Raw genomic sequence first — 25,943 nt, forward strand, 5'->3', positions numbered from 1 at the left:
TTTTATACCTTAATTATAATAATAACAGGAAGAATAGGGGGATAGGCAAATAAAAAAGCAGAAGGTTCGATAGCATCCGGTCTAATAGGCTTACCAGTGATTTATCGCTATTTTCACCAAGACAACGTATAATAAGTGAAGCAGAAGAAAAAGAATTTATTTTTCCTCTAGTTAAAAAAAGAGGTGCAATTACTTGAAACAGTTTGAAACAGCATTACCTGAGCAGTATGAAACATTAAAAAAACAGGCCAATTATACATCTAGCTGGCGAGAGCGTTTAGACGCAGTCGAAAAGTTATCGGCTTATCAACATGACAAAATCATAGATTTATTATTAAATCGTATGCAGCATGATACTGTCTACAAGGTGCAGGTAGCAGCCTATGAAGCACTTGTGGCGCTTGGCGAGGACGTAGAGAAACCATCACCTGCACGTTTTGATATTATCAAGGGAACAGACAAAATTTTCCTGCGGGTTAAAAAAAGCTTGCCGAAGGACCATACAGTGGCAGACTTTGCAGATAAACTAAAACGTATGCGTTTAGATGTCTTTGATGCGTATGAAGGCGACAAAGGTGTACAATTTATGAACTGGTTAGAGGAACGTTGGGCAAAACTGTAATCAATTGTATACCGATTTATGAAGGAAAGTTATTCTCTCCCATTGTGGAGAGAATGGCTTTTTCTTAGCTAAAGCTGCGGTTCAACAAATAATAAAATGTATTACTTTTTTACTTTGCATCAGGGAACGACGCATACTATACATAACGATCTTTAATTAACCGGCGCTTTTCCGAAATAAGGAAAGCATCAGGTGTCGTAGAGGAATGATAAAAAAATGCTGGTATGCTAACTACAGGTTTTTATTCAGATAACACACGTTGAAGAATCTCGAAAAGTCCTATCGTAGCTATGTATATATAGCTAAAAGAGCACCAACATTGACTTAGCAACATTCCTGCCTTTTAGTGTGTTTCCAAGCTTTCGTGTGGGAACGTTTATTGAATTTATAATTTATAAAGTATTTATTAATCAAGAATAGTCATTGCAGTAATACATCAGAAAATGAATACAAAACATTAGTTATCCACAATAATGATGAAAACACCAAATAACAAGAAACATACTCACTATCCCCCAAGCAGTGGAACTCCATATCCACCAAATTACGGATTTAGCTTTGAATGAATTTTCCTCGTTTATAAAAGCAACCTTACTTTCCATCCCTTTTTTCATGGAAGTGAGAACAATAAATCCAATTATTATGAAGCCAATAGTTATCCAAAGTAATAGGTCCATTTTTACACGCCCTTTATAATTGAAAGTCACTCCAATTTATTATAGTAATTAGATTCTACAAGGAAAACAATAAACCTTGTGATCATTCAAGTGCAATTTAGTATTTAAAATACCCTGTGAAAATAATAGATAATCACATGCTGAAACTTAAAGTTCCAAAAGCTATGTTTGGAATCTTTTCTTTCAATCTGACCTGATTGTAGATGAATAGATTCTGCACATCAACAAAGGATTTTTAATCAAACTTTATTGATCAATTTGCTTGTCTCACTTGCATCATTTCATAGTTTCTTTATTGATTATTTGATATTTGTCTCCATTATAGTAAAACAGCCCCTTCAAAATGAAAGGGGCTGTTCGTGGGGGCTGAAATTACCCTCAAGTCCAAGGGATTTATCGAATTTTGACTTGTCTTTTATCAGTTTCCTTCGAAAAAGGAATCCGTACAATACCGACGATCAATAAAATATTACCTGTCCATCTTAGCCAGACATAATAGGGATGATCCTTTAACAGAAACAGTGAGGTTAGTATAATAATCATCCCAATCCCAATGAGCAATTTTATATAAATGGGTATTTTTGACATTTCCTTCCTCCTTTTAAAATAATGTACTTATCATCAATCTATAATGTTGCTAAGTACCTAAAAGACTAGAAGTGGGTAACGATAATTGCTATTGATCCAAAGATAAGGATGCCCATATTTAGCATACTAATCATTGAATAGTTTCAATATATTATAAAATTTATGTTTACTAAACCTTCCTAATAACTTATGTAAGTCATGTAAAACATATGAAGGGTCACTTTGGTTAGAAGTGACCCTAAGTAACAAATCAGGAGGTTGTTAAACTAGTTTAGCTTAACTATTACTATATATATGATGAGTTCACTTCGTATATCTAGTTGATGGCCTCTTCAGTAGAAATTAAAACTATATTGAAGAAAAATTATTTTTTTAGCAAAAAAATAGTTATCGGAGGACGCGTATTTTCAGTAAAAATCTATAATACCCATACAAACATAAATAAGGGAGCAAATAGGAGAAAAAGGTAAAATAAATATTCCATCCGTTTTGGTAGATGACCCTTTCAAAGAAAACAAATATCCCTTCTAAAAAAGTGGTGAGCAAAGTCATTAAAAATAGAACCAAAAAAGGTTTGTTCGTTTTTTTTATGAAATAGATACAGTAGCAGGATAAGACAGGGTATATGCCAACATCAAAAGGTAGTGAAGCGAAACTTTTTTGTTCGGGAAAAGGTAGCACCTCCCAAAAATCGAAATAAAAGCCGAGAGCATTCATGAGATAAGCAACGACACTAAAAAATGGAGCCACTAAAAAAAGCAATATTTTTTCTTTTTTGTATAGATGCATGAGACAAATCACCCAAGGAATGAGAAAAACTAAAAATAAATGTAAAATCATCTTTTACCCTTTCATTACTAACTAATCTAATCTTTATTAGTATTACTGCAGAACCGTAGAAACATACAGATGTTGGTGATGTGGAATATAACAATACGTCAAAAATATTTTAATTGATGTGGACAATAATGAGGACGGGAGTTGAATAAAGTGAGTGGAATTGATAAACGTAATCGATTAAGCGAGGAGCCATTTACGTATGAAATTACGAAAAAAGGGACTGTCGCTATTTATTACGAGGGGAAACAAATTAAAGTGGTTAAGGAAAACGAGGCAGAGCGTCTTTTAGCAAAAATCCATGAAGCGGAACAACAGACAATAGAAGTTCAATTATTATTAGCGAAAATGACGGGCAATTTTAAAAGAGGTAATGAAAAATTAGGGAAACAAAAAAGAAAGGTTTAGCTATGGAGAATCAAAATTTATGTGATGAATGATTTTTCGGTATAATATTTATGCAATTTATACATCCAATTATTGTATTTAATTTTCCTTTTTAAGGCATTGAGCTAGGTGCGGATCGTGATTTTTTATACCTCATCATCCACTTATAAAAATACAAATGATTGTTATGTCCAATTATAGGGGACTTCTAATGGCGTGCTTTCTTTTAAATTTGAATATTTTGTTAATCATTCGCTCGTTTTACCATTTCTGTGGAAATACGTGTTATTCTATATTGGAATAATAAATAGGGAGGCGTTAATATGTATTACAGCAATGGTAACTATGAAGCTTTCGCACGTCCTAAAAAACCTGAGGGGGTAGATGAAAAATCTGCTTATCTAATTGGTTCGGGTCTAGCCTCGCTGTCAGCAGCATGTTTTTTAATTCGGGATGGCCAAATGAAAGGTGAGAACATTCATATTCTTGAAGAGTTAGATATTTCAGGAGGTAGTCTGGATGGCATACTTAATCCGACGAGAGGGTTTATTATTCGCGGTGGTCGAGAAATGGAGGACCATTTTGAATGCTTATGGGATTTATTCCGTTCCATTCCTTCATTAGAGGTAGACAATGCTTCTGTTTTAGATGAATTTTATTGGTTAAACAAAGAAGACCCCAATTATTCAAAATGCCGATTAATAAAAAATAGAGGTCAAAGACTTGAAGATGATGGCAAGTTTACCTTATCGGATCAGTCATCTGAGGAAATGATTAAATTATTCTTTACGCCTGAGGAAAAGCTAGAGGATAAAAAAATCACAGATGTTTTCTCTGAAGAATTTTTTGAATCGAACTTTTGGCTATATTGGTCTACGATGTTTGCATTTGAAAAATGGCATTCAGCTATGGAAATGCGCCGTTATATTATGCGTTTCATTCACCACATTGGTGGACTACCAGACCTATCAGCATTGAAATTTACGAAATATAACCAATATGAATCATTAGTATTACCGATGATAAAATATTTAGAAAGCCATGATGTTGATTTTCAATATAATACGGTAGTAGAGAATGTTTTGGTCGATAAAGTGGGCGACAAAAAAGTAGCTCATACGTTAGTTTTAAGAAAAAATGGCGTGAAAAAGAATATTGAGCTAACAGAAAATGAATTGGTGTTTGTGACAAATGGTAGTATCACGGAGAGTACAACATACGGAGATAACTATACACCAGCCCCTATCAATAAAGATTTAGGTGGAAGCTGGTCACTGTGGAAAAACATGGCTGCCCAAGATACAGACTTTGGACGACCAGAAAAGTTCTGTGATCATCTTCCAGAAGAAAGCTGGTTTGTTTCCGCCACTCTAACGACATTAGATGATCGTGTGGCTCCCTATATTGAGAAAATTAGTAAAAGGGACCCTTATGCAGGTAAAGTAGTGACTGGAGGCATTGTCACAGCTACAGATTCTAATTGGATGCTAAGCTATACGTTAAACCGACAACCTCACTTTAAACAACAACCAAAAGACCAATTAGTCGTTTGGATTTATGGTTTACTATCAAATAAACCAGGTGATTTTATTAAAAAAAGTATTACGGAATGTACTGGTATTGAGATAGCACAAGAGTGGTTATACCATATGGGTGTACCGGTTGATGAAATTCCTGACATCGCCCAAAATTCTTGTAATACTATTCCGTGCTATATGCCTTATATCACCTCTTATTTCATGCCAAGAGCCATGGGGGATCGTCCACTAGTCGTACCAGAAGGCTCTGCTAATTTAGCCTTCATTGGTAACTTTAGTGAAACAGCAAGAGATACAGTTTTTACAACTGAATATTCAGTAAGAACTGCGATGGAGGCAGTCTATCAACTATTAAATATTGATCGTGGAGTTCCAGAAGTATTTGCATCTTCTTTTGATGTTCGGACTTTATTAGCTTCAACTGCTCGCTTATTAGATGGCAAACAATTAACAGATATTGATGCCCCATTTATCTTAAAACAAATTGGTAAATTAGGTATTCACAAAACAAAAGATACGATTATTTATGACTTATTGAAAGAAAGTAAATTAATATAGACATGGGTAATTAGCGGAATCAGCTTACTCAATAGACAAAGCCCTTAAAGGGACTTTGTCTATTTTTATGACGAACATAAATCTTCATCCTAGAAAGAATGAACGGAATGTAATGAAACTATTAAATTTAGTCTATCGTAGCGAGCGGATACCGAATCAATCGAATTACGTTTCTCAGCAGATTTTATTAACGAAGAAATAATCAATGGGTAATAGGTTCTTTGAGCGAAAATATGTATGAGTCGCTGCCATAAAACGAAATAAACATCAAAAAGTCGCCCCTATATAGGCGACTTTTTGATGCTATTCATTTGAAGATTGGAGCGCAAACATTTTTATAAAATTGCTCTATAGCGAGGGAGAAACTATACTATAATTCAAAGCGCATCGTATGGTTTATATCCTTAAACCCAAGTTTTTCATATAAGGCTATAGCTCCTTTATTTCCAGACAGAACGTTCAACTCCAAGTAATTTAATTTGCGAGTATCAGCCCATTTCTTCGCTTCTAACAGTAAGGCAGACCCGATTCCTTTACTTTGGTATCGCTTTCCAACAATGACATCAATAATAAAGGCGTAAGTGTATTCGACCATGCATGTATAGCGAGGAGTCGTCATCTCCTTTATTAATAAAAATCCTAGGATTTCATGATCTTTTTCAGCGATTAAAATATCCGAATCATCCTCGATAATGGTATATCGAATAAAATTAACATCTTGTTTAGCAGGTCTGATATATTTAGGTTGTAGAATAGACATTTCTAAAAAGAGCTCTTGGTATAACACCTCGATCTGTGGAATGGCATCAAGTGTGGCAATTTTTATTTCCATCGTCCTATACCTCCATTTATGTTTTACTAATATGGAATATTTTACATGATTGGATGAATAATAGAAAGGGGAGAGAGCATGAGATTATGGCATGTGGATGTAATAGGCTTCCTACCAAAAGGGCAGCTACTTTCACAATGGCGAGAATTAAACAGTATATTTGCCAAGGAAGATAAGCATATACTCATTAATTATATTTATGAATATCCTAAAGACGACTTGTTTATTTATACGGAAATGGTCATTGCTGAAATGAAGAAGCGTGGCTATCAAATTAGAGCCTATGAAAAAATGAATAAATACTTTGAGGATTTAGGGCCTGTCGAGGCAAAAACACCTTTTAAGCAACATCATAATAGGGAATATCTTGAAATTTGTTATTATAATTTAAAAGAGAAATTTATTCGCGGTCAGAAAGATTATGATGAGGACATGTATCAACAATTATGTATGTTTGTAAATAGCAATCATTGATAGGGAAGGTGGGGTTGGCCATGCTACAGGCTATTATTTTTGATGTAGATGGGACGATGTTGGATACAGAAAAAGCGATTTTACAGTCGCTGCAAAGGACATTGCGTGAGGAAACGCAAAGAATGTAGCTCCTGTGTCTGCTTTTGATTTGGAAGGTTCGAGTGTGTACACTGTTGGGGGTGGAGTTACGGTTGTTACAGTTCCTTTGCATGGGGATTATAGCCTTCCTAGTAATATAACAGTATTCTTCGATGAGGATAATACTGTATTACAAACAAATGAAATGTTGGTTACCAAGAATGATTTAGGAAACTTCCGAGTTGAGACGTATTTGGATGGATCACTTAGTAATTCTGTGGATACTGAGCTTGCATATATTACAGATGAAGAGATGCTTGCAGAGGAGCCAGTTATGGAAGCGATGGGTGTAGGAGCAGTGGCAAGTTGTCTTGGTGCAGTACTTGGTATTGGTGCTACGGCGGCATATATTATTGCAGTTGCGTGTGGTGGTTCGTGTGCAACACCGACACCAGTGACTGCTGCGATTTGTGCTGCATGTATTGGTGCATATGCAGTTATTGGTGCCGGTGGTATTGCCGGAGCGGTAGCTTGTTTCAATTACCTGTGAGGTGAATAGATGCATAAGGTTTTGGCAATCTCGATTTTGGGAATGGGTATAACTGGGGCCGTTTTAATCATCTCGGTCGCATTGTTATTCAAATCTCCAATTGGAAATGTGGTACTGATGGTTACAGCTGCTTCAACAATAGCATTCATTATATTCGCTGTTGCAGCTTTAGTATTTCGTCGGCGACTAGATGTAAAAAGAGAGTAAAATATTTATTAAATTAATAACGAGAATAAAAGGGGTTGGGAAAAAACAATCTCTACTTAAAAAGCCTGTGAATTTTTACGAACAGTAAAAATTCACAGGCTTTAAATTTATATCTGAAGAGATTTAGTTTTATATATCGAAGAAGGAAATAAAGAACAAAAGCAATGAAAATCAATAATAAATTAAACACTAATCACAAGATAATATTAGGAGTGCATGTATTCGTTCAAAAACAAAAAACCTACTATATTTACAACTGATTATGTTCATTTTTTTTAGTTATGGCAAGACAATATTATTATGCTTACTTTCAATGTTAATAACGATTAACCAAATGAATGAAGTAGACCGTTCTTATCTCTCGTATTCAATGACCGAAAAATGGGAAGGGCACACCCCTCGGAAGTGCCCCACAGTAACAAATCAGGAGATGCCTTGTTAAACGACTTTCGCTTAACATTACTATTTATATGATTGGATAACTTGGTTTTGTAGACCCTTGTACCGACCCTTAAAAAAATCTATTTATAATTATAGGCTATATGAAGAAATAAACCAGGTACCCATTATTTATGAGTACCTGGTTTATTGTATGAATGAGGATGAAATTGTCTATGTAAAAAATGGATGCCTATAAAAATGCTGCTGACACCGATGATTCTTAATAATACGTTTTGGAGAAATTGCCTATCGTCTACTGTGATAACGATAAACATAAGGCCCATTGTTAATAATGCAGAGCCAAAGATCCCTTTTATTACTCTCATAAAGATGTTCGGTTGATAATGTTGCAGAAATAATCGCTCCTTTCTGAAAAGTAAAAGGATCACTAGGCTGGTTTAAGTGACCCTTTCATTATATTGAAGGGATATTTCTAGGTGCTAAAGGGATGTATTAGTATCCACCACTCATAAAACTAGCGCCAACGATAATTAAAAGAATGAAAAGAACAACGATTAATACAAATGATGAACCGTTATAGCTGCCGCCATTGTCGCCGCCATAATAACAACCGCCACTGTTCATATTACCTACATTTCCGCCGTATCCGTATCCCATTGAAGATCCCTCCTTTCTACAACCTATAATATGTAGGAGGGGAGGATAGAGAAATGTTATTTACCCTATACTAGCTTATTTATTTTCAAGAATAGCATAAATAGAGGGAAATAAAAGAGGCTATTCTTTCAGCAAGTATGGTCGTCTCCCCCTAAAGGTACGTTCCTTCCGATAAAGAATCTGTCTATTGGGTTCTTTTTTTATAAAGAAACCGTCTAAATGTGTCTTAGTGTTCAAAATTCGAAAGAAAATATTCCTAAATATAACATTTTATGTTGATATTTTTACATAATATGTTATTTTTATAGAGGTAATATAGTACTAAAAATTAAATATATTACCAAAAAACCTGAATAGGACTATAGGAGGATATAACATGAAGAAAAAATTTACATTCAATCAGTTATTAATTGGGGTTAGTACAATGGCCATTTCGTTAGGTGGGTTACAGGCTGAAGCATCCGCAGCAGAAAAAACACCGTATAATGTATTACAAATGAAACCTATTGGCATAGAAATGCCGAAAGATGAAATGGTGCATTCCACTATGGCAGAGGAAACATTATCCTATGAAGAACGTTTGGAAATTGGAGATTTTTCACAACGCCCTGCTCCAACTTTAGAGCGCATGGATACACAGCAATTGCAAGAGCAGTACTCGATGGCAGAGCTAAATAAAATGAGCGATCGGGAGCTTATTCATACGCTTGGAAATATACGTTGGTTCCAAATTACAGACTTATTTCAATTCAATGATGACACAAAAGCCTTTTATCAAAATGAAGAGCGCATGCAAGTAATTATCAATGAGTTAGGGAATAGAGGAAGCTCTTTTACAAAAGATGATTCAAAGGGGATTGAAACATTTGTTGAGGTACTCCGTTCTGCTTTTTATGTAGCGTTTTATAATAATGAACTAGGTTATTTAAATGAGAGAAGTTTCCATGATAAGTGTTTACCAGCATTAAAAGCAATAGCCAATAATCCGAACTTTAAACTTGGTACAGATGAGCAGGATAAAGTAGTATCTTCTTATGGAAAATTAATAAGTAATGCTTCTAGTGATGTGGAAACCGTTCAATATGCTACGAAAATTTTAAAACAATATAACGACAATCTTTCTACATATGAAGCCGAAAATTCAAAAGGACAAGCTATTTACGATTTAATACAGGGTATTGATTATGATTTACAGTCGTACTTATATGATACTCGTAAAGAGGCTAATACAACGATGTGGTATGGAAAGATTGATGGCTTTATTGAGGAAGTTAATAACATTGCGCTTATACATAATGTGACGGATAACAATAGTTGGTTAATCAATAATGGCATTTATTATGCAGGGCGTTTAGGGCAGTTCCATAGTAAACCGGATAAAGGTTTAGAAGTTGTGACACAGGCGATGCATATGTATCCCTATTTAAGTGAAGCTTATTTTGTGGCAGTAGAGCAAATTACGACCAATTATGGTGGACGTGACTTACATGGTAATACGGTGGATTTACAAAAAGTACGTGAAGAAGGAAAAAAACAGTATCTACCGAAAACATATACATTTGATGATGGATCGATTGTATTCAAAACGGGAGATCAAGTAACGGAAGATAAAATTCAAAGATTATACTGGGCTGCAAAAGAGGTAAAAGCACAGTATCATCGTGTAATCGGGAATGATAAAGCACTGGAGCCTGGTAATGCTGACGATGTCTTAACAGTTGTCATTTATAACTCTCCCGATCAATATCGATTAAACCGTCAATTGTACGGATATGAAACAAACAATGGTGGTATTTATATTGAAGAGACTGGAACGTTCTTTACATATGAACGTACACCTGAGCAAAGCATTTATAGTTTGGAAGAGCTGTTCCGACATGAATATACGCACTTTTTACAAGGCAGATTTGAGGTGCCTGGTCTATTCGGGACAGGTGATATGTACCAAAATGAGCGATTAACATGGTTCCAGGAAGGAAATGCAGAGTTTTTTGCTGGGTCAACACGTACAAATGATGTTGTGCCACGTAAGAGCATAATTAGTGGGCTGTCACATGATCCGTCACAACGCTATACAGCTGAACAAACAATGTTTGCAAAATATGGTTCCTGGGAATTCTATAACTATTCATTTGCATTACAGTCTTATATGTATACTCATCAATTTGATATGTTTGATAGAATTCAAGATTTAATTCGCGCGAACGATGTGAAAAATTATGATGACTATCGTGAGTCGTTAAGTAAAGATTCACAGCTTAATATGGAATTCCAAGCGTATATGCAGCAATTGATCGATAACCAAGAAAAATATGAGGTGCCACAAGTAGCAGAGGATTATTTAATGCAGCATGAACCAAAAGCATTAAACGAGGTTCAGCAAGAAATTGTCGATATGGCACAATTGCAGGATGCAAAAATGACCAAGCATCAGTCTCAATTTTTTAATACATTTACACTTGAAGGGACATACGTAGGTAGTGCCACACAGGGTGAGTCTCAGGATTGGAAAACGATGAGTAAGCAAGTAAACCAAGTGCTGGACCAATTATCTAAAAAAGAGTGGAGCGGCTATAAAACAATGACAGCGTATTTTGTCAATTATCGTGTAAATGCGGCTAACCAGTTTGAGTATGATGTGGTTTTCCACGGCGTTTCTACAGATGAAGGCGAAACGCAAGCACCAATTGTAAATATAAATGGTCCATATACAGGCATGACCCATGAAAATATTCAGTTTAAAAGTGATGGGACAAAAGATAAGGATGGAGAAATAGTTTCTTATCTTTGGAATTTTGGGGATGGCACAACAAGTGAAGTGGCAAACCCTACTCATGTATACGAAAAAGAAGGAACTTACAATGTGACATTAACAGTGAAAAATAATAAGGGACTAGCAAGTAAGGGGCAAACAATTGCAACTGTTCGAAAGGGAGGACAGACAGAGCAAGAACAAGCAACAATCATTCCATTTAATAAACCACTAAAAGGTAGTTTGATTGATAATGATACAAATGTCTATCAATTTGACATTACGTCTCCAGAAGAACTAGATATTTCTGTTGTAAATGAAAATCAAATTGGTATGACATGGGTGCTCTATCATGAATCTGATATGCAAAACTATGTAGCATATGGACAGGAAGATGGAGATACAATCAAAGGTAAGTTTAATGCGGAGCCAGGAAAGTATTATTTATATGTTTATAAATTTGATAATAAGAATGGGACATATACCGTTCAAGTACAAAATGATACAAAAGCTGAGATAGAACCAAACAATCGTCCAGAAGAAGCCACTATACTTCCATTTAATACACCATTAAAAGGTCGATTAATGGATGATGATCATACGGATGTTTACGAATTCAATGTTACATCTCCAAAAGAACTAGATATATCTGTTTTAAATGAAAACCGAATTGGTATGACATGGGTGCTTTATCATGAATCAGATAGTCAAAATTATGCATCTTTTGGACAGGAAGAGGGAAACATGATAAACGGTAAATTACATGCAGAGCCAGGAAAGTACTATTTATATGTTTATAAATTTGAGAATGAGAACGGAACATATACAGTACAAGTGCAGTAATGAAGGGAAGGAAATGCAAATAGTAGTATAGAAAATATGCCCGTTCAGCGGTAGACAATAGCCATCGAGAGGATTCACTCTTGATGGCTTTTGTCAATATGAAAGGATGGAAAGCAGTTCGACTCGCTGTAGTGGCAATCATCGGCCTTACGTTTACAAGCTCTAAATGTTAAAAGATTGTCGGTATCATCCCTCCATCCATACGAATTGGAGAGCCTTTGAATGCGGAAGCATAGGGACTACAAATAAATGTAGTAATTCTCCCGATTTCAATTGGTTTGATAAATCTCTGTATTTCCGATTGAGGGAGATTAGTCTTCATAAATTTTTTTTCTTTCTCTGGAAAGCTCATCTCTAAATTAGCATTCTCTTAAGAGCATCACGATAATCACGAGCATGGTAGGCCGTTAAAACAGTAGGCGGGAAATGATTGCTATCAAAGCTAGTTGCCAGTTTAATGATTCCTTCGGCCATGTTGTCAATAAGATCAGCAAAAGCCTACCAAATTCCGTAATATTGTGCTAAAGAAACAGTTGGTTCAGTCATCAATGCGATAGGTAGTTGTGCTTTTTGAATAACATCGTGAGGGGCTACCCCTAATTGACGGAGCCCCTCCCAAAATCCTAACGGCATTTTCATATGAGTGGACGTACGTAACATCAACGTATCAGGCTCCTTTATTCATTTTATTGTGTAGATGATGTTACGTTTAAACGGAACAGTATATATAGTATCTTTTTCATCGCGCCATGTAACTAGCAAACACTGACTACCAACTTGCTCATTGCGCCAAATTTTTAGAATTAAAACGTGTGCATTACTTTGCAAAATAACGGTACTTTATAAATGAATCAGAAAGGATTGGGCTATATCATACATTCTTTTTTATAAACATCCTTTTGGTTATTTTCTTATAGTGTTTAAGTAAAATCAAAATTTTACTAGATACAGCTTCGTTATATTGGTATAAAGTAGTAAATATAGGAAATTGATATAGATATTATTAAGGTATTGAAAGGTTGTAGCTTTAAATGAAGAAAAATTATTTATTATTATTATTTTTAGTTGTATTAATGTATGGATGTTCTAATGGAGTAAAGGAGACACCTACTGTCACAGCTAAGGATGCTGAAAAAATAGTAACAAATGATCAAGAGAAGCAAGTGGTCAATCGTCAATTATATGAAAAACTATCTGAAGCAGTGGAAACTTTAGGTTTTACATATGACATGCATACTTTTGCAGACAATGAGCATGATCGAGGAGTTTTATATGCGGAATTAGTCGATTTTGATAATGATGGTGTTAACGAGGTTTATACATTCATGAAAGGAGCTGACTACCCACTATCCGCTTATCCTCATCGTAATAAAGATAATTATATACAAGAAATTTGGACAGGACATGCAAATGGAGAAAATGCGTTGCTATCTTTTTCAAGTGAAATTGATAAATTGGTATGTTCGGCTTGTGACATGAATGTTTCTTTAGTAAAGGGGAAGGATGGGCGTACTTTCCTTAAAATGTTTTCCCATCAAATGAGTCAAGGTATTGCAAATAACAAAATATGGGTATACGCAAAGGATTCCAAAAAATCAGAGATGGAATTAGTTGTGTCCGGTAATTTCGGTCATAATAATGAGGGTGATCTCTTTTATACATTAAATGATGAGGAAACAGATCGAATTACGTTCGAAGAAGAATTAGCACGATATGATGGAGAGGAGCGTCCCATACTGATTAGCAATTTTGCTGAGAAAAATTACGGTTTTGATTCTTCTAGTCCAGCCACTATTGTTGGAAAAACCCTTGCAACTCTTTCACCGAGTGTAAATACTATTGTAGGCAAAGAAAAATTACTTGAGAAGGATAAAAAGAAAGAGATTGTTAAAGCATTAGATGAATTTAGTAGTATGAGGAGCATTAATCATCATGACCCGAAAATTGTCATGTCTTTAGTGTTAGACGTTGTCCAGAAGTACAATATTGATCATGAGTATTCGGACAATGGCGAAATGGTTTATGATGGAGCTATCGTTCAAGCGAAATATAAAGAAGCATTCGGTGTTGAACTTGCTATAGATAGTATGAACTTTCCATCGAGAGATAGCCAAGACATTGTAACTTATGAGTTGGGTAAGTTTTATATCTATCCAACTGGCTTTTATTTCGATTCCATTCATCGTAATTATCAAGATGTCTATCAAGTATCTAAAGATGTCTATTATGTAACATTTCTTGACTCTGAATTTAATGACTTAGAATATTCCTTAACAAAAGATGTAATGGTCACTTCTGAGGATATGTTTAAGAAGGACATTGCAAGTTGGCCAATGGATGCTCGGGTATGGCTAAAGCCAGATATACAAAGATATGCGGTAGTTAAATATGTGGATGGAGAACCAAAAATTCAATATATGGGAGCACAAAATTTAACCGATAACCAATTACAAACGTTTTAAATAGTACGGTTCTTCTTATCATTCCGACAAGTGAAATATGATACTATAAACTAATAGCATGTATGCTGGAGGGATGATAGTGAAAGCAGAAGAACGTTTACGGTTTTGCGAAAAAGGACATAGTTTTTACAAAAGCACGGACTGTCCCAGCTGCCCGACCTGTGATAAAGAAAATAAGCCTACGAGTGGCTTCCTTTCAAAGCTGAGTGCTCCTGCAAGAAATGCCTTAGTTCACGAGGGGATTGATCCCTTACATGCACTATCCAAATACACCGAAAAAGACCTATTAAAAATTCATGGAATTGGACCAGCGTCTGTACCTATGTTGAGAGCTTCATTGAAAGAAGAGGGATTATCATTTACGAGTGAGGGAGAAAACTAAAATGACAAATAAAGAATTATCCGTTGAACAACGCGAGGAACTATTGCAAACATTGCAAGCTCGATTTGAAAAAAATATGAATCGTCACGAAGACCTTGAGTGGACAAATGTCCAGGCTAAACTGGAGGCTAATTTGGACAAACTGTGGTCGCTCCATGAAATGGAAGCAACTGGGGGAGAACCGGATGTTGTGCACTATCATCCAGAGACAGATGAATATATCTTTTATGATTGTTCGGCAGAAAGTCCAAAAGGTCGCAGAAGTGTATGTTATGACCGAGAAGCATGGGAAGCAAGAAAAAATCATAAACCAGAAACGACCGCCATGGATATGGCTACAGAAATGGGAATAGAGCTTTTAACGGAAGAGCAATATCGGGAGTTACAGCAACTAGGTAAATTTGATCTAAAAACATCTAGCTGGATTCAAACCCCTGAAAAAATCCGTAAGCTGGGCGGTGCCATCTTCTGTGATCGTCGCTACGACACCATCTTCGTATATCATAATGGGGCAGATTCTTACTATGCTGCTAGAGGTTTTCGAGGATCACTAAAGGTTTAAGTAAAAATGATAATGAAAAAACAATGATCTCTAGGTAATCAAATTACTTGATTGCCTGAGATTTTTTTATAAGTACATGCAAACATGTAACGAGCAAAAAAAATTGATAATGGATTTTTTTACTTAGTACTAGACAAATATGGTTTTTTATTATACAATGATATTAATAAAATCGGTCGTAGTCGTAAAGAAACAATGAATTCACATATTACAAAGAGTAATCGTGTTTTTTGGATACTTTTTGCAATATGTGAATTTTTTCTTTAGAGATGTAAGATTTTATTTAATACAATTAATGGAGGTCATTCAAATGACACAAGGTACAGTAAAATGGTTTAACTCAGAAAAAGGTTTTGGATTCATCGAAGTAGAAGGCGGACAAGACGTATTCGCACACTTCTCAGCTATCCAAGGTGAAGGTTTCAAATCACTTGAAGAAGGCCAAAAAGTAGAATTCACAATCGAAGATGGTCAACGTGGACCACAAGCTGCAAACATCGTAAAACTTTAATATTTGCATGCTTTCAATACCCATATCGGGTACTAATAAAAAACCAGGCGCTCATTTATAATGAGTACCTGGTTTTTTTTCTATGATTACATAAGAACACTTATAATGGCATGGGGTTTTATGACATTTATATTTCTTTTGATTACTTCCACACCATTTTTCCCATGATAAAGATAGATGGGGGGTGTTGGTTCATGGATTATGAATATACAGTGAAGTTCCACTTCAACGAAAGTCGTGAAGAGGAATATAAAATCAAAACTAATATCGGCCAAGAAACATTTACAGAAGAAATGTTTAATGGGTTCAACGAGAAACCTTGGTATACCTTTACAGAAACTGAACATTTTCAATCAATATTAATTAATACGAAAGATGTTTATAAGGTATCCATCGTACAACATACTATACAATTTGATTAATGTATGACGAAAGCCACATCTGTTTTGAACTGCCCTGTAAAAGTTAGACATCAATCTAACTTTTACGGGGGTTTTTTATCATGTCGTTGACTCTATTGACAAGGAAGAAAAAATTAAAAAGAGTCACCCAAGGAAAGTGACTCTAAAAAAGATAAGTGTATGGATGATTGTTATTCCCAGTATTGGAGGATTTATTGCTTTCACGGGACGGATTAATGGGTTGAACCCTTGTAAAAATATTAATATGAATTATACAGGAAAGCAGCTCCAACGATTATGAGAAGAATGAATAGAACAACAAGAAGTGCAAATCCTGCACCATTCCCGTAGCCTCCACCGTTACCACCATAGTATCCAGACATAATGATAAACCTCCTTTCGTAATTTTATAATATGTATGCCTAACAAGTTGATTAGCGATAAATGTCATAGGAACATCAGAAAAAAATTAAAAGTTTAATTCATGAAGGTGAAATTGAATTGGATACAAAGGGAAACGGAGGATTTTTTGAATTATGAAGTGGAAGGGTGTGGTTATATATAACGGTCATTTGTAAGCTGTATGAATAATCCAAAATCAAAAAGTAAGCGCACGAGCACCTGCTTTTGATAGGGACTACATCCAAATGGACCATCATTACATATTAGTTTTTTCCTTTTTTCTTTTCTTGCATAATATGATCTAATGATGGTATTAAATACAGAAGTGGATATGATTATATACCATGGTGCCCCCACCATCTTCCCCGTCGTAACTCGATCATAAATTCCCCAAACTAATACAGAAACCAATAAAAATACGGCAGTATATCTTTCTGATTCTGGATAAATTTTGTACTTTTTGTAGCCATGCTCACTAATGATTAACCACCTCATTTATTTTTTATAGGACTATATTCTATTTGGGGAATCTCTAAAATATAAGCTGATGAAGAATGCCAAAAGGTAGCGCATTGGATTTATTTAACCTAATATTGGAATATTAAGTAATTGTTAGTATATTATAGGGTGTGCGGAAAATAATCAATGGGGGTGATGAAACGGTGGTTAAGGCTTTATTTGCCAAACGTGTTGCAACGTTTATTCCCCGAGGCTTTATATGTGCATACTATGGCAGTTACATAATTACGGCATTCAATTATCAGTTAAATGAAATTCAAGACCACCAATGTCTGATCTTTCCGCTCATGCGTGAAATCTGAATCTGAAATTATAGTGAGGTATACATCTAGCTGACGGAGATGAGCCGTGCTTGATTTAAACTTTTTTATCTCAAAGAATGAGGGTGTTTAATAGGAATGGTACAGAAATCACCTTTGTCGTTTATGGTGGAAAGGAGTGGATAGCTTAAATGGAAGGGGCTATAAAACAAAAATAACTAGACAGGGGCAAGGTCTTATTCATGTTGAAATTGTCATCTTTGATTGGCATCACGAATTAGTTTTATGTTATCTGATTGACATAAGGAGGATTTGAATGAAAAGTTTAGCAGGGACACTATCATTATGTTTTTCATTTACATTATTCATCTATTTGTTTGGCTTAAAAATGGAGCATTCCATCAAATATAATGCAGGATTCTTTTTCCTTCCCGTTATTTTACTAGGACTTTCACTCTTTTTCTTTATTTCAGATTACAAAATAAATATAAAAAAATAAGGGAAGGGGGCAATGTATTTGCTTAGGCGATGACAATACATTATTCAGTAACGGCGTTGGAATTAATTCAATTGGATGTAGCTTCGAAGCAAACATCAAAGCCGAATAATCTTTTTTATCAAGCATCCTCTTATGATAATTTGGATGCTTATTAATATGTATCTAATTGGAGGGCTAAACAATAGTAAATGGTAAAATACGGATTTCAAAAAATCCTGGTAATTCGACGCTAGCCCTCTGTTAGCACATTAAATACCTAACATATATTATTCCTTCAAATCAGAGGCTAACATTCCATATACAATGCTATCAGTCCACTCATTTTTATTCCAAAAATCTTGTGTGAAATGGGCTTCTTTTCTCATGCCAATTCGTTCACATAATTTTTGTGAAGCGATATTCCGTGCATCCAGTTTAGCTTGTATACGATGTACATTAAAAACATCAAATAATTTACCTACTAAACTACTAACTGCTTCGGTTGCCAAACCTTTCCCAGCCACTTCATTAGAAAAGCTATATCCAATTTCAACTGTATCTTTCATATCTGTATACCATACAGACAAATCACCAATTACTTTGTTCTTATATACAACTGCCAAACTTAGCATGGACTCATTAGAGAGTAATCCATTTGCTACTTTCTTATTGAATTTTTTCTCCATATTTTCATGAGTCCATTTATTATGTAATAGGAACTTACAAGTATCTTCATTATTATAAATAGCAAATACGTCCTGTAAATCGGTATTCTTAAAAGGTCTAATTATTAATCTTTCTGTTGTGAATTCCAAGCTAGTTCGCCTCCCTTTCATTCATTCTACAAAATCAACCAAAAACATACAATGTTTAGGTGCTTAATAGAAAACCTTAATGAAAAAATATGAACCTGTGCCTTGAGATGTTTTCTGAAAGTTTGAGGTTGGGCCTGATATACTGACTAGTGGTGATTAGAAAGAATTAGATATTTTAAACAATGTAGTAAAAAGTAGCCTAAAACTCAGGAGGTCACATCATAATATTACAATTATGTGAAGAAGATTTATTAACTTGATATTTCGAAATTAGTTTTTTTCAATTGTTTTTTCTTATGTTCACAAGAAATATTACTTTTGTAGTATGGAAAATTAGGAACATCATTAAAAGTGTTCTCAGATGACGTGAATTGACTCTTGAATTAGAAAAATTGCCATTTAGATAATGGAGGAAATTTATTATGAAAAATAACTTAATTAAAAGTATTATAGGATTAATTTGGTTTACATTGGTTCTCAGTATTATTTCACCTAGTTTTGCAAAGGCGAATGAATCTTAGGGTTTACAAATAAATTCTTTGAGTCAAGAAACACTTGTAAATAATGGAATGGATAAAGAAAAAGTGATAAATGATTTTTTGTATAATGAAGAGTCTTTCTCGATAGATTGAAATAAACTACTAGAAAACTCTAACTCAAATAGTGGAAATTGTAATTGAGGTGTTTTATGGAGGACATTAAATTAAATAATTTTATTGTAAGAATAGATAAGGATAAAACTCTTGAATTGTATAAAGAACTTCCGAAAAAACTCATTGTGGTTGCGAGGATTGTCAACTTTTCGCTAAGCAAATTCAACAGGCGAGTCCAGAAGTTTTGAAATTCTTGGAGTGGACCCTACAAAAAAGGCAGAAGTGTCTTTTGGACTTGCAAACCATATTGACGATTTACCAAGTCCGATGATTCCAAGTACTTTTTCAAAGCCAATTGTAGAATTAGCTGTAAGAATAACAATGCCACATGTGGACATATAATATAGAAAGTAATTATTCTATAAAACTATATATACCATTATAATTTTTAACTTCAAAGCCTAGGTACTCAATTTGAGTCGAGGCTTTTCTTTGTGTTTTGGTAAATTTAGTAATTCTAAGTATACTTTACATTAAATTTATACTAGGAGCGATGAAGCATGTTGAAAGCTTTGAATTGTCAAATGGTGCTGCAGTATTCAATCCCAATGACAGCACTCGTGGTTACTGAGGGAGTTACATCATCACAAATGACTCCAAACAATTTACATACATCCAAATTTTAATTGAGAAATTCGACTAGCAGACAAAGATTGAGCCGTGTTTGGTTTAAATCTTCTTATCTCTCGAAGAATGAAGATGTTTGATGAAAAGGTACGGAAACCATCTTAGTCGTTTATGGTGGAAAGACGTGGTTAGCTAAAATAGAAGGGGCTAAAAACGGAAATAAAGAGCAGTGACATTGAATACTTTGCGTGAAAAACAAATCAAACGCAACCGTAAAATAGTATTTTTATAATTTTTTGGTAAAATTAATAAGTATGTCCTGTTAGAAAAAATTGTAATATATTCACAAAAAGTATTGGGGGTGTCTATATTGAGAATAATTGGAGTTGCGTTTTTAATTATGGCTGGATTGATTTACACAATAGAGCGTGGGTTTACCATGCTATCAACTAGCATTGTTCAAGCTGGATTTTTTGCAGGTAAAATGTCCGGAGAAGTTCCGGATATTAAAATAAGTTCGTTTACCGACAATTTATTTGTTCCACTTTTTTTTGTTTTAGGAATAATTACACTAGTTTATAGTTTTCTTAAGAAATAAAAAACAAAGAGATTTTTTTATGTTCCTATTAAAGTTATTTCTTCCAAATAAGTTGCAGATGCAATTGTAAGTCGAGTAGTTGCTATTGCACGTAAGCTAGGCATGGGGTGAAGATTGGACAGGTAATATTGATCATCCCCATTTTGTGGTTAAGCCAATTTGGATTATGCCGAAGGGGTACAGAATTGAAGGTCAAATAATTATTCCAACTAATAGTAAATACCAAGTGCAATTAACTGTGGAAGGCAATACAACTAAACCAATAGCAAAGGATGATGACACAATGAAATTCACAAGCACAACTGCAAAAGCTACTGTACGTGATTACATTAAACAAGCAGTCGGTAAAGGACTGATTAATAAATCTTAGTTGGAGAAATTCGATAATGGCAATCTGACAAGTGGTGATTTTGAAGGGTTGAAGATTATCATTGCACAATGTTAAAGAAAAAAGCCCGTTATGATATTATCCCCTTTAGGTAGACAATGTTAAAAAAACTACAGTACGCTGTAGATAACATTATACGTAAAGGGGATTTTTCGATGTCGAGAAAAAATAATACATATTCAAATGAGTTGAAATTAGAAGTAGTACAGGCTTATTTGGCGGGAGAAGAAAGTATGCAAAAGATTGCGGAAAAATACGAGATTCGTAATGTTTCATAAGTGAAGGTATGGGTGAGAAAGTTTAAAGAAGTAGGGTCGATTGACGCGTTTAACCGTCTTCCATCTGCTGGATCAGGGGCGAAAGGCGTAAAAAATCCATTAAAAGGCAAACGGATTCACTTCAAAGATATAGAAGAAGAACGCGACTATTACAAGGCGCAGGTAGACTATTTAAAAAAGCAATATCCAAATCTGTAAATGGAGGAATGCCTACTTATCCAGATCGTTATCAAATAATAGATGAAATGAAGAATCGTTATCCGATTACATGGTTGGCTGAGATGGCGAAAATCCAACGTTCTGGCTATTATAAGTGGTTAAAAAATGGCAAGGTATCGTTGCGGAAACAGGATGATATCCTTTTAAAAGAACACATTTTAACCATTCATCAAGCAAATAAAATGTATGGTTATCCACGCGTAAAAATCGCTTTGCGTTATAAAGGATTGAAGGTAAACCACAAAAAAGTGTATCGATTGATGTGCGAATTAGGCATCCAATCCATTATTCGTAAGAAACGTCGCGTATGGAAAAATCGAGTATCACGTACATTTGAGAATGTGTTAGAGCGCCAATTTAAAGACCGTGCAGAGAATGAAGTGTGCGTCACAGACATTACGTATTTACCGACAAAAACAGGCTTTCTATAGCTGTCTGCCATTCAAGATTTATACAACAATGAAATTGTGGCTTGCAAGTAGGCAAACGGAATGATTTACAGCTCGTGATGGACACATTAAGCGAGTTAACGACCAAAAGAAATGTGTATCGAAGCATCATCCACTCGGATCAAGGCTTTCAATACACATCTCTTAAATATCATCAAACAGTTGAACAGCTCGGCATGATAGGTAGCCATTCCCACAAAGGGAACTGCCAGGATAACGCCTGCATTGAATCTTTCTTCTCCACTTTAAAAGCGAATGTTTGTATCTTCTACAAGATCATTCAGAAGAGGAAATGATCCGAGCAGTTGAGCAGTATATCTATTTTTATAACTATAACGCTTTCAAAAATGACTCAACCATCTGACACCGATAAAATATCGACATCAGATGGCTGCTTAGTCTTTTTAAAAATGTCTACTTGACAGGGGTAAGTCCATTACCTTAATTGGCAACGGGCTTTTTATTATTTTCCAAATTTAAATTTATAATTACGATATAGTATCATAATCAATAATGCAATTCCTAAAATTAAAATTAATAATAGGACGACTCTATTAGTTGTATCAAGTTTATTATTATTAATTATAAGAATACCTATAGTTAAACCCATTACTAAACTTAAAAAGCTAATTATAAAGTTTTTCATTAATAGTACCCCCTAATTAATTTATTCGTAATTAATAATGATTTTACCATTTAAACTAAAAAAAAGAAAAGGCTACCTCAATCAATGAGAAAGCCTTTTTTAGAAATTTACCCTACATATGTTTTATATTGGTAAGCTCTACCTGGATCATAAAAATATTTTGTTAATTTCATAACCTTTTTAAAATCACCACCATTTGGATAGTAACAATTATAATATTCTACTCTTCCATAAAAAACATTTGGAGCTTTAATAGCTTCAAGTAAACCAGTTACTAAGCCAATAGGTATACTAAGTCTAGGATCTTTAATGTCAGTTAATGCAATTGCTATTGGCAATCCATTAATTAAACCATTGATATAATTATATGGTAGAGTATCAAAATTTTGACTATACCAAAAGACGCAATTTTCATCTTCAGGTACTGCAAATGTAGTAAAGCCTCCAGGATTATCGGTAGCTTTCTTTAGAAGGCATGCAGCTTCTTCATCTAAATTACCTTCTTCATCAAAAAATTCTTTGTTAACAAAAATACCCTCTTCATATTCTATGTACTCTGGTTCAGCAATATCAGTTGAAGCTGAAGCTTTTTCCACAAAAGTACTTGAAAGAGATAGAAAAGAAAAGACACCTAAAAAAAATAAAAAAATAATTTTTTTGTACATAATAGTAAAACCTCCTTTCATTTCCTAAAATTAGGATAACAAAACTAATTTGTAATAACAACCAGAATATTGTAAAAATTAAAATTAATTTTTGTTTTTAGAATATTGTGTTAAATAGTTTTGAGTGATTCAGCTATAAAATCCTCTCTAAATTAGAGTGATGGCCGCAATAACTAAAATCCCACCCATTAATTCCGTTTTTGGGGTTGTAACAAGCGATTAACAAACCAACCCTCGTTACACAAAAAGTCACATTCCCCCCGAAAACCCCCGAAATCAAACAAAAAGCATGTCTTTGTACATTCATACAAAACCTTGCTATAATAAGGTTTGCGAATACATAGGAAAGAGGGTAAAAGCATGAACGCTTATGATGAATATATGAAGCAGGTTGTGAAACCAATGCGTGAGGAGCTGGTGGGAGCTGGGTTTACGGAGCTGACGACGGCTGATGCGGTAAATGAATTTATGGCTGAGACGAAGGGGACTTCGTTAGTAGTCATTAACTCGGTGTGTGGTTGTGCGGCAGGGCTTGCTCGTCCAGCAGCGCGAGAGGCGATTGCGGCAGTGAAGCCAGATCATCTTGTGACAGTGTTTGCGGGGCAGGACCCAGAGGCGACTGCGGCGATGCGCGGTTACTTTGAAGATGTGCCACCAAGCTCACCTTCCATGGCGATTTTAAAGGATGGAGAATTGGCTTACTTTATTCCACGTGAACAAATTGAAGGCTTCCCTGTGGAGCAAATTGTTGCCCATTTAACGGGCGTGCTAGAGCAAACATGCGAGCAATAAATACGATTGTAACAACAGCGGGCAGACCAGACGAGGAATCGATGGCGCTCGCTGCTTTTGCATGTCAAACATTAGGAGCTGCGTTTGAGCCGAGGAAAAAGCGCTCTGTTTGGAAGATGTCACAGGAATTTCAGGCGAATATCCTAGTAGCAGGGAAGAATCGCTATGATTATTATGCTTTTGGGGCAGGAGAGCCGTTTTTCTTCCATCCTAATTCTGCGGCGTTTCGCTTAAAACGGATCGCTCGAGGTGAGGCGGAGCCATTTTTAGAGGCTGCCCAGCTTCAGCTAGGTGATACAGTGCTGGATTGTACGCTTGGGCTAGCGGCGGATGCCATGTTGGCGGCTTATATCGTCGGGGAAACAGGGCGCATAGTAGGCTTGGAAGCGAATCCAAATGTGGCCTTCGTTGTCGGGCAAGGGATGCAAACTTATGATACAACAGAGCTACCATTAACGGCCTGTATGCGACAAATCGAGGTCGTCCATGCCGAGGCAGTCCGTTATTTAAAAGAATTGCCAGCGAATGCGTTTGATGTCGTTTATATGGATCCTATGTTCGAAGAAGTGATTGAAGAGTCCAATAATTTCGAGGCATTGCGCTTAGCAGGTGAGCATGTTAATTTAACCGATGAATGGGTGCAAGAAGCGATGCGGGTCGCTAAAAAGAGAGTGGTGCTGAAAGCCCATTTTCGATCAGAATGGTTTAGGAAATATCATTTTCAGCAATACGAGCGAGTGACAGCTAAGTTTCATTATGGTGTTCTCGAAGTGTAGGGGCTTGTTTTTAGACAGGCCTCTATTTAACTAGATTGTAATAAGAAGGAGGCTCCAAATCCCATATGACGATTAACGAAATTAGAACCCCTTTTGAACTAGATTTACTAGCCAAGGCACAATCTTTGAAAACTACAAAGCCTCCGAGTCCGTGGGAACATGAAACGGTAATTGCTGCCAATGGTGTCCTAGCATGTGGATGGGATCAAGATGAAAATATTATCCTCATAAGTGGGTCTGGCTTTAGTGTCACTGAACCGATAACGGGTCTTCGTCTTCATCGAGAACGAGATAAGGAATTGACGGAGGACTGTGTCAGTGAAGACCGCTTAATTTTTCACTCTCCGATATCAAAAAAGCCTACCGCCATTTTTGGCTTGGAAGCGGGAGATGGGATACATGTGACACCGGATGGCTGGCAGGTTGAAGTCATTTACCCGTGGTGGCCACGTGCAACAGTAGTACTCGAGTATCTATTTACACCCCGTTATAGCTATTTGAACCATGCTACAGCTATTGATATACAGCGTTTGGATGGTGCTATAAAATGTGGGTTTTCTCCTTCCGGTAAACATGTAATGATTATGGGATCAGGTGGTGCCTTCATCTATTCAAGAAAAGAATGCCATTCAATATAGGAACTCAATTGATTTTTGTCCTATAATTCGAATGGTGCTAACAGATTTTAAATTAGTGCTTTACATTTTTAATGTAGAGTGCTATAATTGGAAACGTGCTATTTTAGGTGGCATATTTCAGTAATCTGGCATTCTGCTTTTTGTTTTTGTAGATACTTATTCACACTGGCGCATGCTTTGGGGCTGCAAGGACGCAAAAGATGGTAGGGTTTGCGTTGCTTAAGTTAGAGAGCACACAGTGGAATTTTACCGCGGTGATGAAACAACTATTGTTTCAAGATAATATTCCCCAGATGATTGGGTTGAGACTTTTACAATTTACGAAAATGTTACCTATAAATACTAAAGGGGTAGTTTCGCATGAGCGAGGCTGCCCCTTGTCTAATTGATGAACGCTGTCGCATGAGTTGCTGGCAGTTTTTTTGTTGCCAAAATTATGCTGGTATACATTGCCGTTTACTATGCTAGACAAATAAGTAA

31 protein-coding genes and 2 pseudogenes are annotated in these 25,943 nt (G+C 35.4%); 22 read left to right on the forward strand and 11 right to left on the reverse strand.

Annotation, left to right across the window (positions count from 1 at the left end; all coding sequences use genetic code 11):
• Nucleotides 1–193: 193 nt before the first annotated feature.
• Nucleotides 194–622, forward strand: coding sequence for a HEAT repeat domain-containing protein (locus ACE1MS_RS09370; protein ID WP_012294160.1), 429 nt, complete (start codon nucleotides 194–196; stop codon nucleotides 620–622).
• A 461-nt stretch (nucleotides 623–1,083) separates the two neighbouring features.
• Here ACE1MS_RS09370 and ACE1MS_RS09375 read toward each other — a convergent pair whose 3' ends face one another.
• The 3 genes from ACE1MS_RS09375 to ACE1MS_RS09385 form a co-directional block, all read right to left on the reverse strand.
• Nucleotides 1,084–1,299: a hypothetical protein gene (locus ACE1MS_RS09375; protein WP_416277773.1), complete on the reverse strand. Its 216-nt coding sequence runs from the start codon at nucleotides 1,297–1,299 to the stop codon at nucleotides 1,084–1,086.
• Between the two features lie 393 nt (nucleotides 1,300–1,692).
• A complete protein-coding gene (locus ACE1MS_RS09380) occupies nucleotides 1,693–1,887 on the reverse strand; it encodes a hypothetical protein (protein WP_031419947.1) in 195 nt (64 codons plus the stop codon).
• A gap of 387 nt (nucleotides 1,888–2,274) precedes the next feature.
• A complete protein-coding gene (locus tag ACE1MS_RS09385) occupies nucleotides 2,275–2,727 on the reverse strand; it encodes a CBO0543 family protein (protein ID WP_031419950.1) in 453 nt (150 codons plus the stop codon).
• Nucleotides 2,728–2,877: 150 nt separating this feature from the next.
• Between ACE1MS_RS09385 and ACE1MS_RS09390 the strand changes: the two genes are divergently transcribed.
• Nucleotides 2,878–3,132 (forward strand): hypothetical protein, encoded by a 255-nt coding sequence (locus ACE1MS_RS09390; RefSeq protein WP_031419952.1) that lies wholly within the window; start codon nucleotides 2,878–2,880, stop codon nucleotides 3,130–3,132.
• 302 nt (nucleotides 3,133–3,434) lie between these two features.
• Nucleotides 3,435–5,207, forward strand: coding sequence for an oleate hydratase (locus tag ACE1MS_RS09395; RefSeq protein ID WP_012294163.1), 1,773 nt, complete (start codon nucleotides 3,435–3,437; stop codon nucleotides 5,205–5,207).
• Nucleotides 5,208–5,577: 370 nt separating this feature from the next.
• On the opposite strand, the gene ACE1MS_RS09400 is transcribed toward ACE1MS_RS09395, so the two are convergent.
• The gene (locus tag ACE1MS_RS09400) at nucleotides 5,578–6,039 is read right to left on the reverse strand and encodes a GNAT family N-acetyltransferase (protein ID WP_036161441.1); all 462 of its coding nucleotides are present in this window, start codon (nucleotides 6,037–6,039) and stop codon (nucleotides 5,578–5,580) included.
• Nucleotides 6,040–6,117: 78 nt separating this feature from the next.
• On the opposite strand from ACE1MS_RS09400, the gene ACE1MS_RS09405 reads away from it, so the two are divergent.
• From ACE1MS_RS09405 to ACE1MS_RS09420, 4 genes and pseudogenes are all read left to right on the forward strand, one after another.
• Nucleotides 6,118–6,513, forward strand: coding sequence for a pyrimidine dimer DNA glycosylase/endonuclease V (locus tag ACE1MS_RS09405; protein WP_031419957.1), 396 nt, complete (start codon nucleotides 6,118–6,120; stop codon nucleotides 6,511–6,513).
• Between the two features lie 20 nt (nucleotides 6,514–6,533).
• Nucleotides 6,534–6,626 (forward strand): annotated as a pseudogene (locus ACE1MS_RS09410) (HAD hydrolase-like protein); the annotation flags it as partial.
• A gap of 50 nt (nucleotides 6,627–6,676) precedes the next feature.
• Complete coding sequence (locus tag ACE1MS_RS09415; RefSeq protein ID WP_422762419.1) at nucleotides 6,677–7,141, forward strand: hypothetical protein; 465 nt, start codon at nucleotides 6,677–6,679, stop codon at nucleotides 7,139–7,141.
• Nucleotides 7,142–7,150: 9 nt separating this feature from the next.
• On the forward strand, nucleotides 7,151–7,348 hold the full coding sequence (locus ACE1MS_RS09420) for a hypothetical protein (RefSeq protein WP_447402859.1): 198 nt from the start codon (nucleotides 7,151–7,153) through the stop codon (nucleotides 7,346–7,348).
• Nucleotides 7,349–8,242: 894 nt separating this feature from the next.
• Here ACE1MS_RS09420 and ACE1MS_RS09425 read toward each other — a convergent pair.
• Nucleotides 8,243–8,407 carry a YjcZ family sporulation protein gene (locus tag ACE1MS_RS09425; RefSeq protein WP_012294171.1) on the reverse strand — a complete coding sequence of 55 codons (165 nt, stop codon included), beginning with the start codon at nucleotides 8,405–8,407 and terminating at the stop codon, nucleotides 8,243–8,245.
• Between the two features lie 376 nt (nucleotides 8,408–8,783).
• Here ACE1MS_RS09425 and ACE1MS_RS09430 point away from each other — a divergent pair, with 376 nt between their 5' ends.
• Complete coding sequence (locus tag ACE1MS_RS09430) at nucleotides 8,784–12,002, forward strand: collagenase (RefSeq protein ID WP_447402860.1); 3,219 nt, start codon at nucleotides 8,784–8,786, stop codon at nucleotides 12,000–12,002.
• 169 nt (nucleotides 12,003–12,171) lie between these two features.
• On the opposite strand, the pseudogene ACE1MS_RS09435 reads toward ACE1MS_RS09430, so the two are convergent.
• Nucleotides 12,172–12,366: pseudogene (locus tag ACE1MS_RS09435) on the reverse strand (SDR family NAD(P)-dependent oxidoreductase); the annotation flags it as partial.
• 134 nt (nucleotides 12,367–12,500) lie between these two features.
• Nucleotides 12,501–12,665 carry a hypothetical protein gene (locus tag ACE1MS_RS09440; RefSeq protein ID WP_447402861.1) on the reverse strand — a complete coding sequence of 55 codons (165 nt, stop codon included), beginning with the start codon at nucleotides 12,663–12,665 and terminating at the stop codon, nucleotides 12,501–12,503.
• A 368-nt stretch (nucleotides 12,666–13,033) separates the two neighbouring features.
• Between ACE1MS_RS09440 and ACE1MS_RS09445 the strand changes: the two genes are divergently transcribed.
• The 5 genes from ACE1MS_RS09445 (at nucleotide 13,034) to ACE1MS_RS09465 (ending at nucleotide 16,341) form a co-directional block, all read left to right on the forward strand.
• A complete protein-coding gene (locus tag ACE1MS_RS09445) occupies nucleotides 13,034–14,464 on the forward strand; it encodes a hypothetical protein (RefSeq protein ID WP_036166175.1) in 1,431 nt (476 codons plus the stop codon).
• 73 nt (nucleotides 14,465–14,537) lie between these two features.
• Nucleotides 14,538–14,846: an RNA polymerase alpha subunit C-terminal domain-containing protein gene (locus ACE1MS_RS09450; protein WP_447402862.1), complete on the forward strand. Its 309-nt coding sequence runs from the start codon at nucleotides 14,538–14,540 to the stop codon at nucleotides 14,844–14,846.
• 1 nt (nucleotide 14,847) lies between these two features.
• Complete coding sequence (locus ACE1MS_RS09455) at nucleotides 14,848–15,408, forward strand: DUF4256 domain-containing protein (protein ID WP_099805201.1); 561 nt, start codon at nucleotides 14,848–14,850, stop codon at nucleotides 15,406–15,408.
• A gap of 310 nt (nucleotides 15,409–15,718) precedes the next feature.
• Nucleotides 15,719–15,919 carry a cold-shock protein gene (locus tag ACE1MS_RS09460; protein WP_008175097.1) on the forward strand — a complete coding sequence of 67 codons (201 nt, stop codon included), beginning with the start codon at nucleotides 15,719–15,721 and terminating at the stop codon, nucleotides 15,917–15,919.
• A 194-nt stretch (nucleotides 15,920–16,113) separates the two neighbouring features.
• Entirely contained in the window at nucleotides 16,114–16,341 is a 228-nt protein-coding gene (locus ACE1MS_RS09465) for a hypothetical protein (protein WP_012294177.1), read from the forward strand.
• A 239-nt stretch (nucleotides 16,342–16,580) separates the two neighbouring features.
• Here the strand turns inward: ACE1MS_RS09465 and ACE1MS_RS09470 are convergent, their stop codons facing one another.
• Complete coding sequence (locus ACE1MS_RS09470; RefSeq protein WP_080695187.1) at nucleotides 16,581–16,703, reverse strand: YjcZ family sporulation protein; 123 nt, start codon at nucleotides 16,701–16,703, stop codon at nucleotides 16,581–16,583.
• Between the two features lie 1,114 nt (nucleotides 16,704–17,817).
• On the opposite strand from ACE1MS_RS09470, the gene ACE1MS_RS09475 reads away from it, so the two are divergent.
• The gene (locus ACE1MS_RS09475) at nucleotides 17,818–18,000 is read left to right on the forward strand and encodes a hypothetical protein (RefSeq protein ID WP_036215091.1); all 183 of its coding nucleotides are present in this window, start codon (nucleotides 17,818–17,820) and stop codon (nucleotides 17,998–18,000) included.
• Nucleotides 18,001–18,266: 266 nt separating this feature from the next.
• On the opposite strand, the gene ACE1MS_RS09480 is transcribed toward ACE1MS_RS09475, so the two are convergent.
• The gene (locus ACE1MS_RS09480; RefSeq protein WP_197148914.1) at nucleotides 18,267–18,794 is read right to left on the reverse strand and encodes a GNAT family N-acetyltransferase; all 528 of its coding nucleotides are present in this window, start codon (nucleotides 18,792–18,794) and stop codon (nucleotides 18,267–18,269) included.
• Between the two features lie 1,590 nt (nucleotides 18,795–20,384).
• Here ACE1MS_RS09480 and ACE1MS_RS09485 point away from each other — a divergent pair.
• From ACE1MS_RS09485 to ACE1MS_RS09505, 5 genes are all read left to right on the forward strand, one after another.
• The gene (locus ACE1MS_RS09485; RefSeq protein WP_197225024.1) at nucleotides 20,385–20,612 is read left to right on the forward strand and encodes a hypothetical protein; all 228 of its coding nucleotides are present in this window, start codon (nucleotides 20,385–20,387) and stop codon (nucleotides 20,610–20,612) included.
• Nucleotides 20,613–20,757: 145 nt separating this feature from the next.
• The gene (locus tag ACE1MS_RS09490; RefSeq protein WP_197225035.1) at nucleotides 20,758–20,982 is read left to right on the forward strand and encodes a hypothetical protein; all 225 of its coding nucleotides are present in this window, start codon (nucleotides 20,758–20,760) and stop codon (nucleotides 20,980–20,982) included.
• Nucleotides 20,983–21,155: 173 nt separating this feature from the next.
• A complete protein-coding gene (locus ACE1MS_RS09495) occupies nucleotides 21,156–21,278 on the forward strand; it encodes a transposase (RefSeq protein ID WP_197148927.1) in 123 nt (40 codons plus the stop codon).
• Between the two features lie 12 nt (nucleotides 21,279–21,290).
• Nucleotides 21,291–21,476, forward strand: a complete 186-nt coding sequence (locus ACE1MS_RS09500) for a hypothetical protein (protein WP_012294199.1) — start codon at nucleotides 21,291–21,293, stop codon at nucleotides 21,474–21,476.
• Between the two features lie 8 nt (nucleotides 21,477–21,484).
• Nucleotides 21,485–21,928 carry an IS3 family transposase gene (locus ACE1MS_RS09505; protein WP_447402863.1) on the forward strand — a complete coding sequence of 148 codons (444 nt, stop codon included), beginning with the start codon at nucleotides 21,485–21,487 and terminating at the stop codon, nucleotides 21,926–21,928.
• A gap of 481 nt (nucleotides 21,929–22,409) precedes the next feature.
• Here the strand turns inward: ACE1MS_RS09505 and ACE1MS_RS09510 are convergent, their stop codons facing one another.
• Nucleotides 22,410–22,592 (reverse strand): hypothetical protein, encoded by a 183-nt coding sequence (locus ACE1MS_RS09510; protein WP_197148929.1) that lies wholly within the window; start codon nucleotides 22,590–22,592, stop codon nucleotides 22,410–22,412.
• Nucleotides 22,593–22,699: 107 nt separating this feature from the next.
• The gene (locus tag ACE1MS_RS09515; protein WP_197148931.1) at nucleotides 22,700–23,257 is read right to left on the reverse strand and encodes a hypothetical protein; all 558 of its coding nucleotides are present in this window, start codon (nucleotides 23,255–23,257) and stop codon (nucleotides 22,700–22,702) included.
• Nucleotides 23,258–23,617: 360 nt separating this feature from the next.
• On the opposite strand from ACE1MS_RS09515, the gene ACE1MS_RS09520 reads away from it, so the two are divergent.
• The 3 genes from ACE1MS_RS09520 (at nucleotide 23,618) to ACE1MS_RS09530 (ending at nucleotide 25,463) form a co-directional block, all read left to right on the forward strand.
• Nucleotides 23,618–24,049 carry a BrxA/BrxB family bacilliredoxin gene (locus ACE1MS_RS09520; RefSeq protein WP_012294187.1) on the forward strand — a complete coding sequence of 144 codons (432 nt, stop codon included), beginning with the start codon at nucleotides 23,618–23,620 and terminating at the stop codon, nucleotides 24,047–24,049.
• Nucleotides 24,037–24,825, forward strand: a complete 789-nt coding sequence (locus tag ACE1MS_RS09525; RefSeq protein WP_447402864.1) for a class I SAM-dependent methyltransferase — start codon at nucleotides 24,037–24,039, stop codon at nucleotides 24,823–24,825. The genes ACE1MS_RS09520 and ACE1MS_RS09525 overlap by 13 nt, the downstream gene beginning before the upstream one ends.
• 65 nt (nucleotides 24,826–24,890) lie before the next feature.
• Nucleotides 24,891–25,463 (forward strand): hypothetical protein, encoded by a 573-nt coding sequence (locus ACE1MS_RS09530; protein ID WP_447402865.1) that lies wholly within the window; start codon nucleotides 24,891–24,893, stop codon nucleotides 25,461–25,463.
• Nucleotides 25,464–25,943: the final 480 nt, after the last annotated feature.

The sequence above is a fragment of the Lysinibacillus sp. fkY74-1 genome (genome assembly GCF_053165895.1).

Bases quoted from the DNA above. Each gene is read 5' to 3' on its own strand.
- ACE1MS_RS09375 (WP_416277773.1), bottom strand. From the start codon at position 1,299: ATGGACCTATTACTTTGGATAACTATTGGCTTCATAATAATTGGATTT.
- ACE1MS_RS09380 (WP_031419947.1), bottom strand. From the start codon at position 1,887: ATGTCAAAAATACCCATTTATATAAAATTGCTCATTGGGATTGGGATG.
- ACE1MS_RS09385 (WP_031419950.1), bottom strand. From the start codon at position 2,727: ATGATTTTACATTTATTTTTAGTTTTTCTCATTCCTTGGGTGATTTGT.
- ACE1MS_RS09395 (WP_012294163.1), top strand. From the start codon at position 3,435: ATGTATTACAGCAATGGTAACTATGAAGCTTTCGCACGTCCTAAAAAA.
- ACE1MS_RS09400 (WP_036161441.1), bottom strand. From the start codon at position 6,039: ATGGAAATAAAAATTGCCACACTTGATGCCATTCCACAGATCGAGGTG.
- ACE1MS_RS09405 (WP_031419957.1), top strand. From the start codon at position 6,118: ATGAGATTATGGCATGTGGATGTAATAGGCTTCCTACCAAAAGGGCAG.
- ACE1MS_RS09420 (WP_447402859.1), top strand. From the start codon at position 7,151: ATGCATAAGGTTTTGGCAATCTCGATTTTGGGAATGGGTATAACTGGG.
- ACE1MS_RS09425 (WP_012294171.1), bottom strand. From the start codon at position 8,407: ATGGGATACGGATACGGCGGAAATGTAGGTAATATGAACAGTGGCGGT.
- ACE1MS_RS09430 (WP_447402860.1), top strand. From the start codon at position 8,784: ATGAAGAAAAAATTTACATTCAATCAGTTATTAATTGGGGTTAGTACA.
- ACE1MS_RS09445 (WP_036166175.1), top strand. From the start codon at position 13,034: ATGAAGAAAAATTATTTATTATTATTATTTTTAGTTGTATTAATGTAT.
- ACE1MS_RS09450 (WP_447402862.1), top strand. From the start codon at position 14,538: ATGATAGTGAAAGCAGAAGAACGTTTACGGTTTTGCGAAAAAGGACAT.
- ACE1MS_RS09455 (WP_099805201.1), top strand. From the start codon at position 14,848: ATGACAAATAAAGAATTATCCGTTGAACAACGCGAGGAACTATTGCAA.
- ACE1MS_RS09460 (WP_008175097.1), top strand. From the start codon at position 15,719: ATGACACAAGGTACAGTAAAATGGTTTAACTCAGAAAAAGGTTTTGGA.
- ACE1MS_RS09465 (WP_012294177.1), top strand. From the start codon at position 16,114: ATGGATTATGAATATACAGTGAAGTTCCACTTCAACGAAAGTCGTGAA.
- ACE1MS_RS09470 (WP_080695187.1), bottom strand. From the start codon at position 16,703: ATGTCTGGATACTATGGTGGTAACGGTGGAGGCTACGGGAATGGTGCA.
- ACE1MS_RS09475 (WP_036215091.1), top strand. From the start codon at position 17,818: ATGAAAAGTTTAGCAGGGACACTATCATTATGTTTTTCATTTACATTA.
- ACE1MS_RS09495 (WP_197148927.1), top strand. From the start codon at position 21,156: ATGTCGAGAAAAAATAATACATATTCAAATGAGTTGAAATTAGAAGTA.
- ACE1MS_RS09505 (WP_447402863.1), top strand. From the start codon at position 21,485: ATGCCTACTTATCCAGATCGTTATCAAATAATAGATGAAATGAAGAAT.
- ACE1MS_RS09510 (WP_197148929.1), bottom strand. From the start codon at position 22,592: ATGAAAAACTTTATAATTAGCTTTTTAAGTTTAGTAATGGGTTTAACT.
- ACE1MS_RS09515 (WP_197148931.1), bottom strand. From the start codon at position 23,257: ATGTACAAAAAAATTATTTTTTTATTTTTTTTAGGTGTCTTTTCTTTT.
- ACE1MS_RS09520 (WP_012294187.1), top strand. From the start codon at position 23,618: ATGAACGCTTATGATGAATATATGAAGCAGGTTGTGAAACCAATGCGT.
- ACE1MS_RS09525 (WP_447402864.1), top strand. From the start codon at position 24,037: ATGCGAGCAATAAATACGATTGTAACAACAGCGGGCAGACCAGACGAG.
- ACE1MS_RS09530 (WP_447402865.1), top strand. From the start codon at position 24,891: ATGACGATTAACGAAATTAGAACCCCTTTTGAACTAGATTTACTAGCC.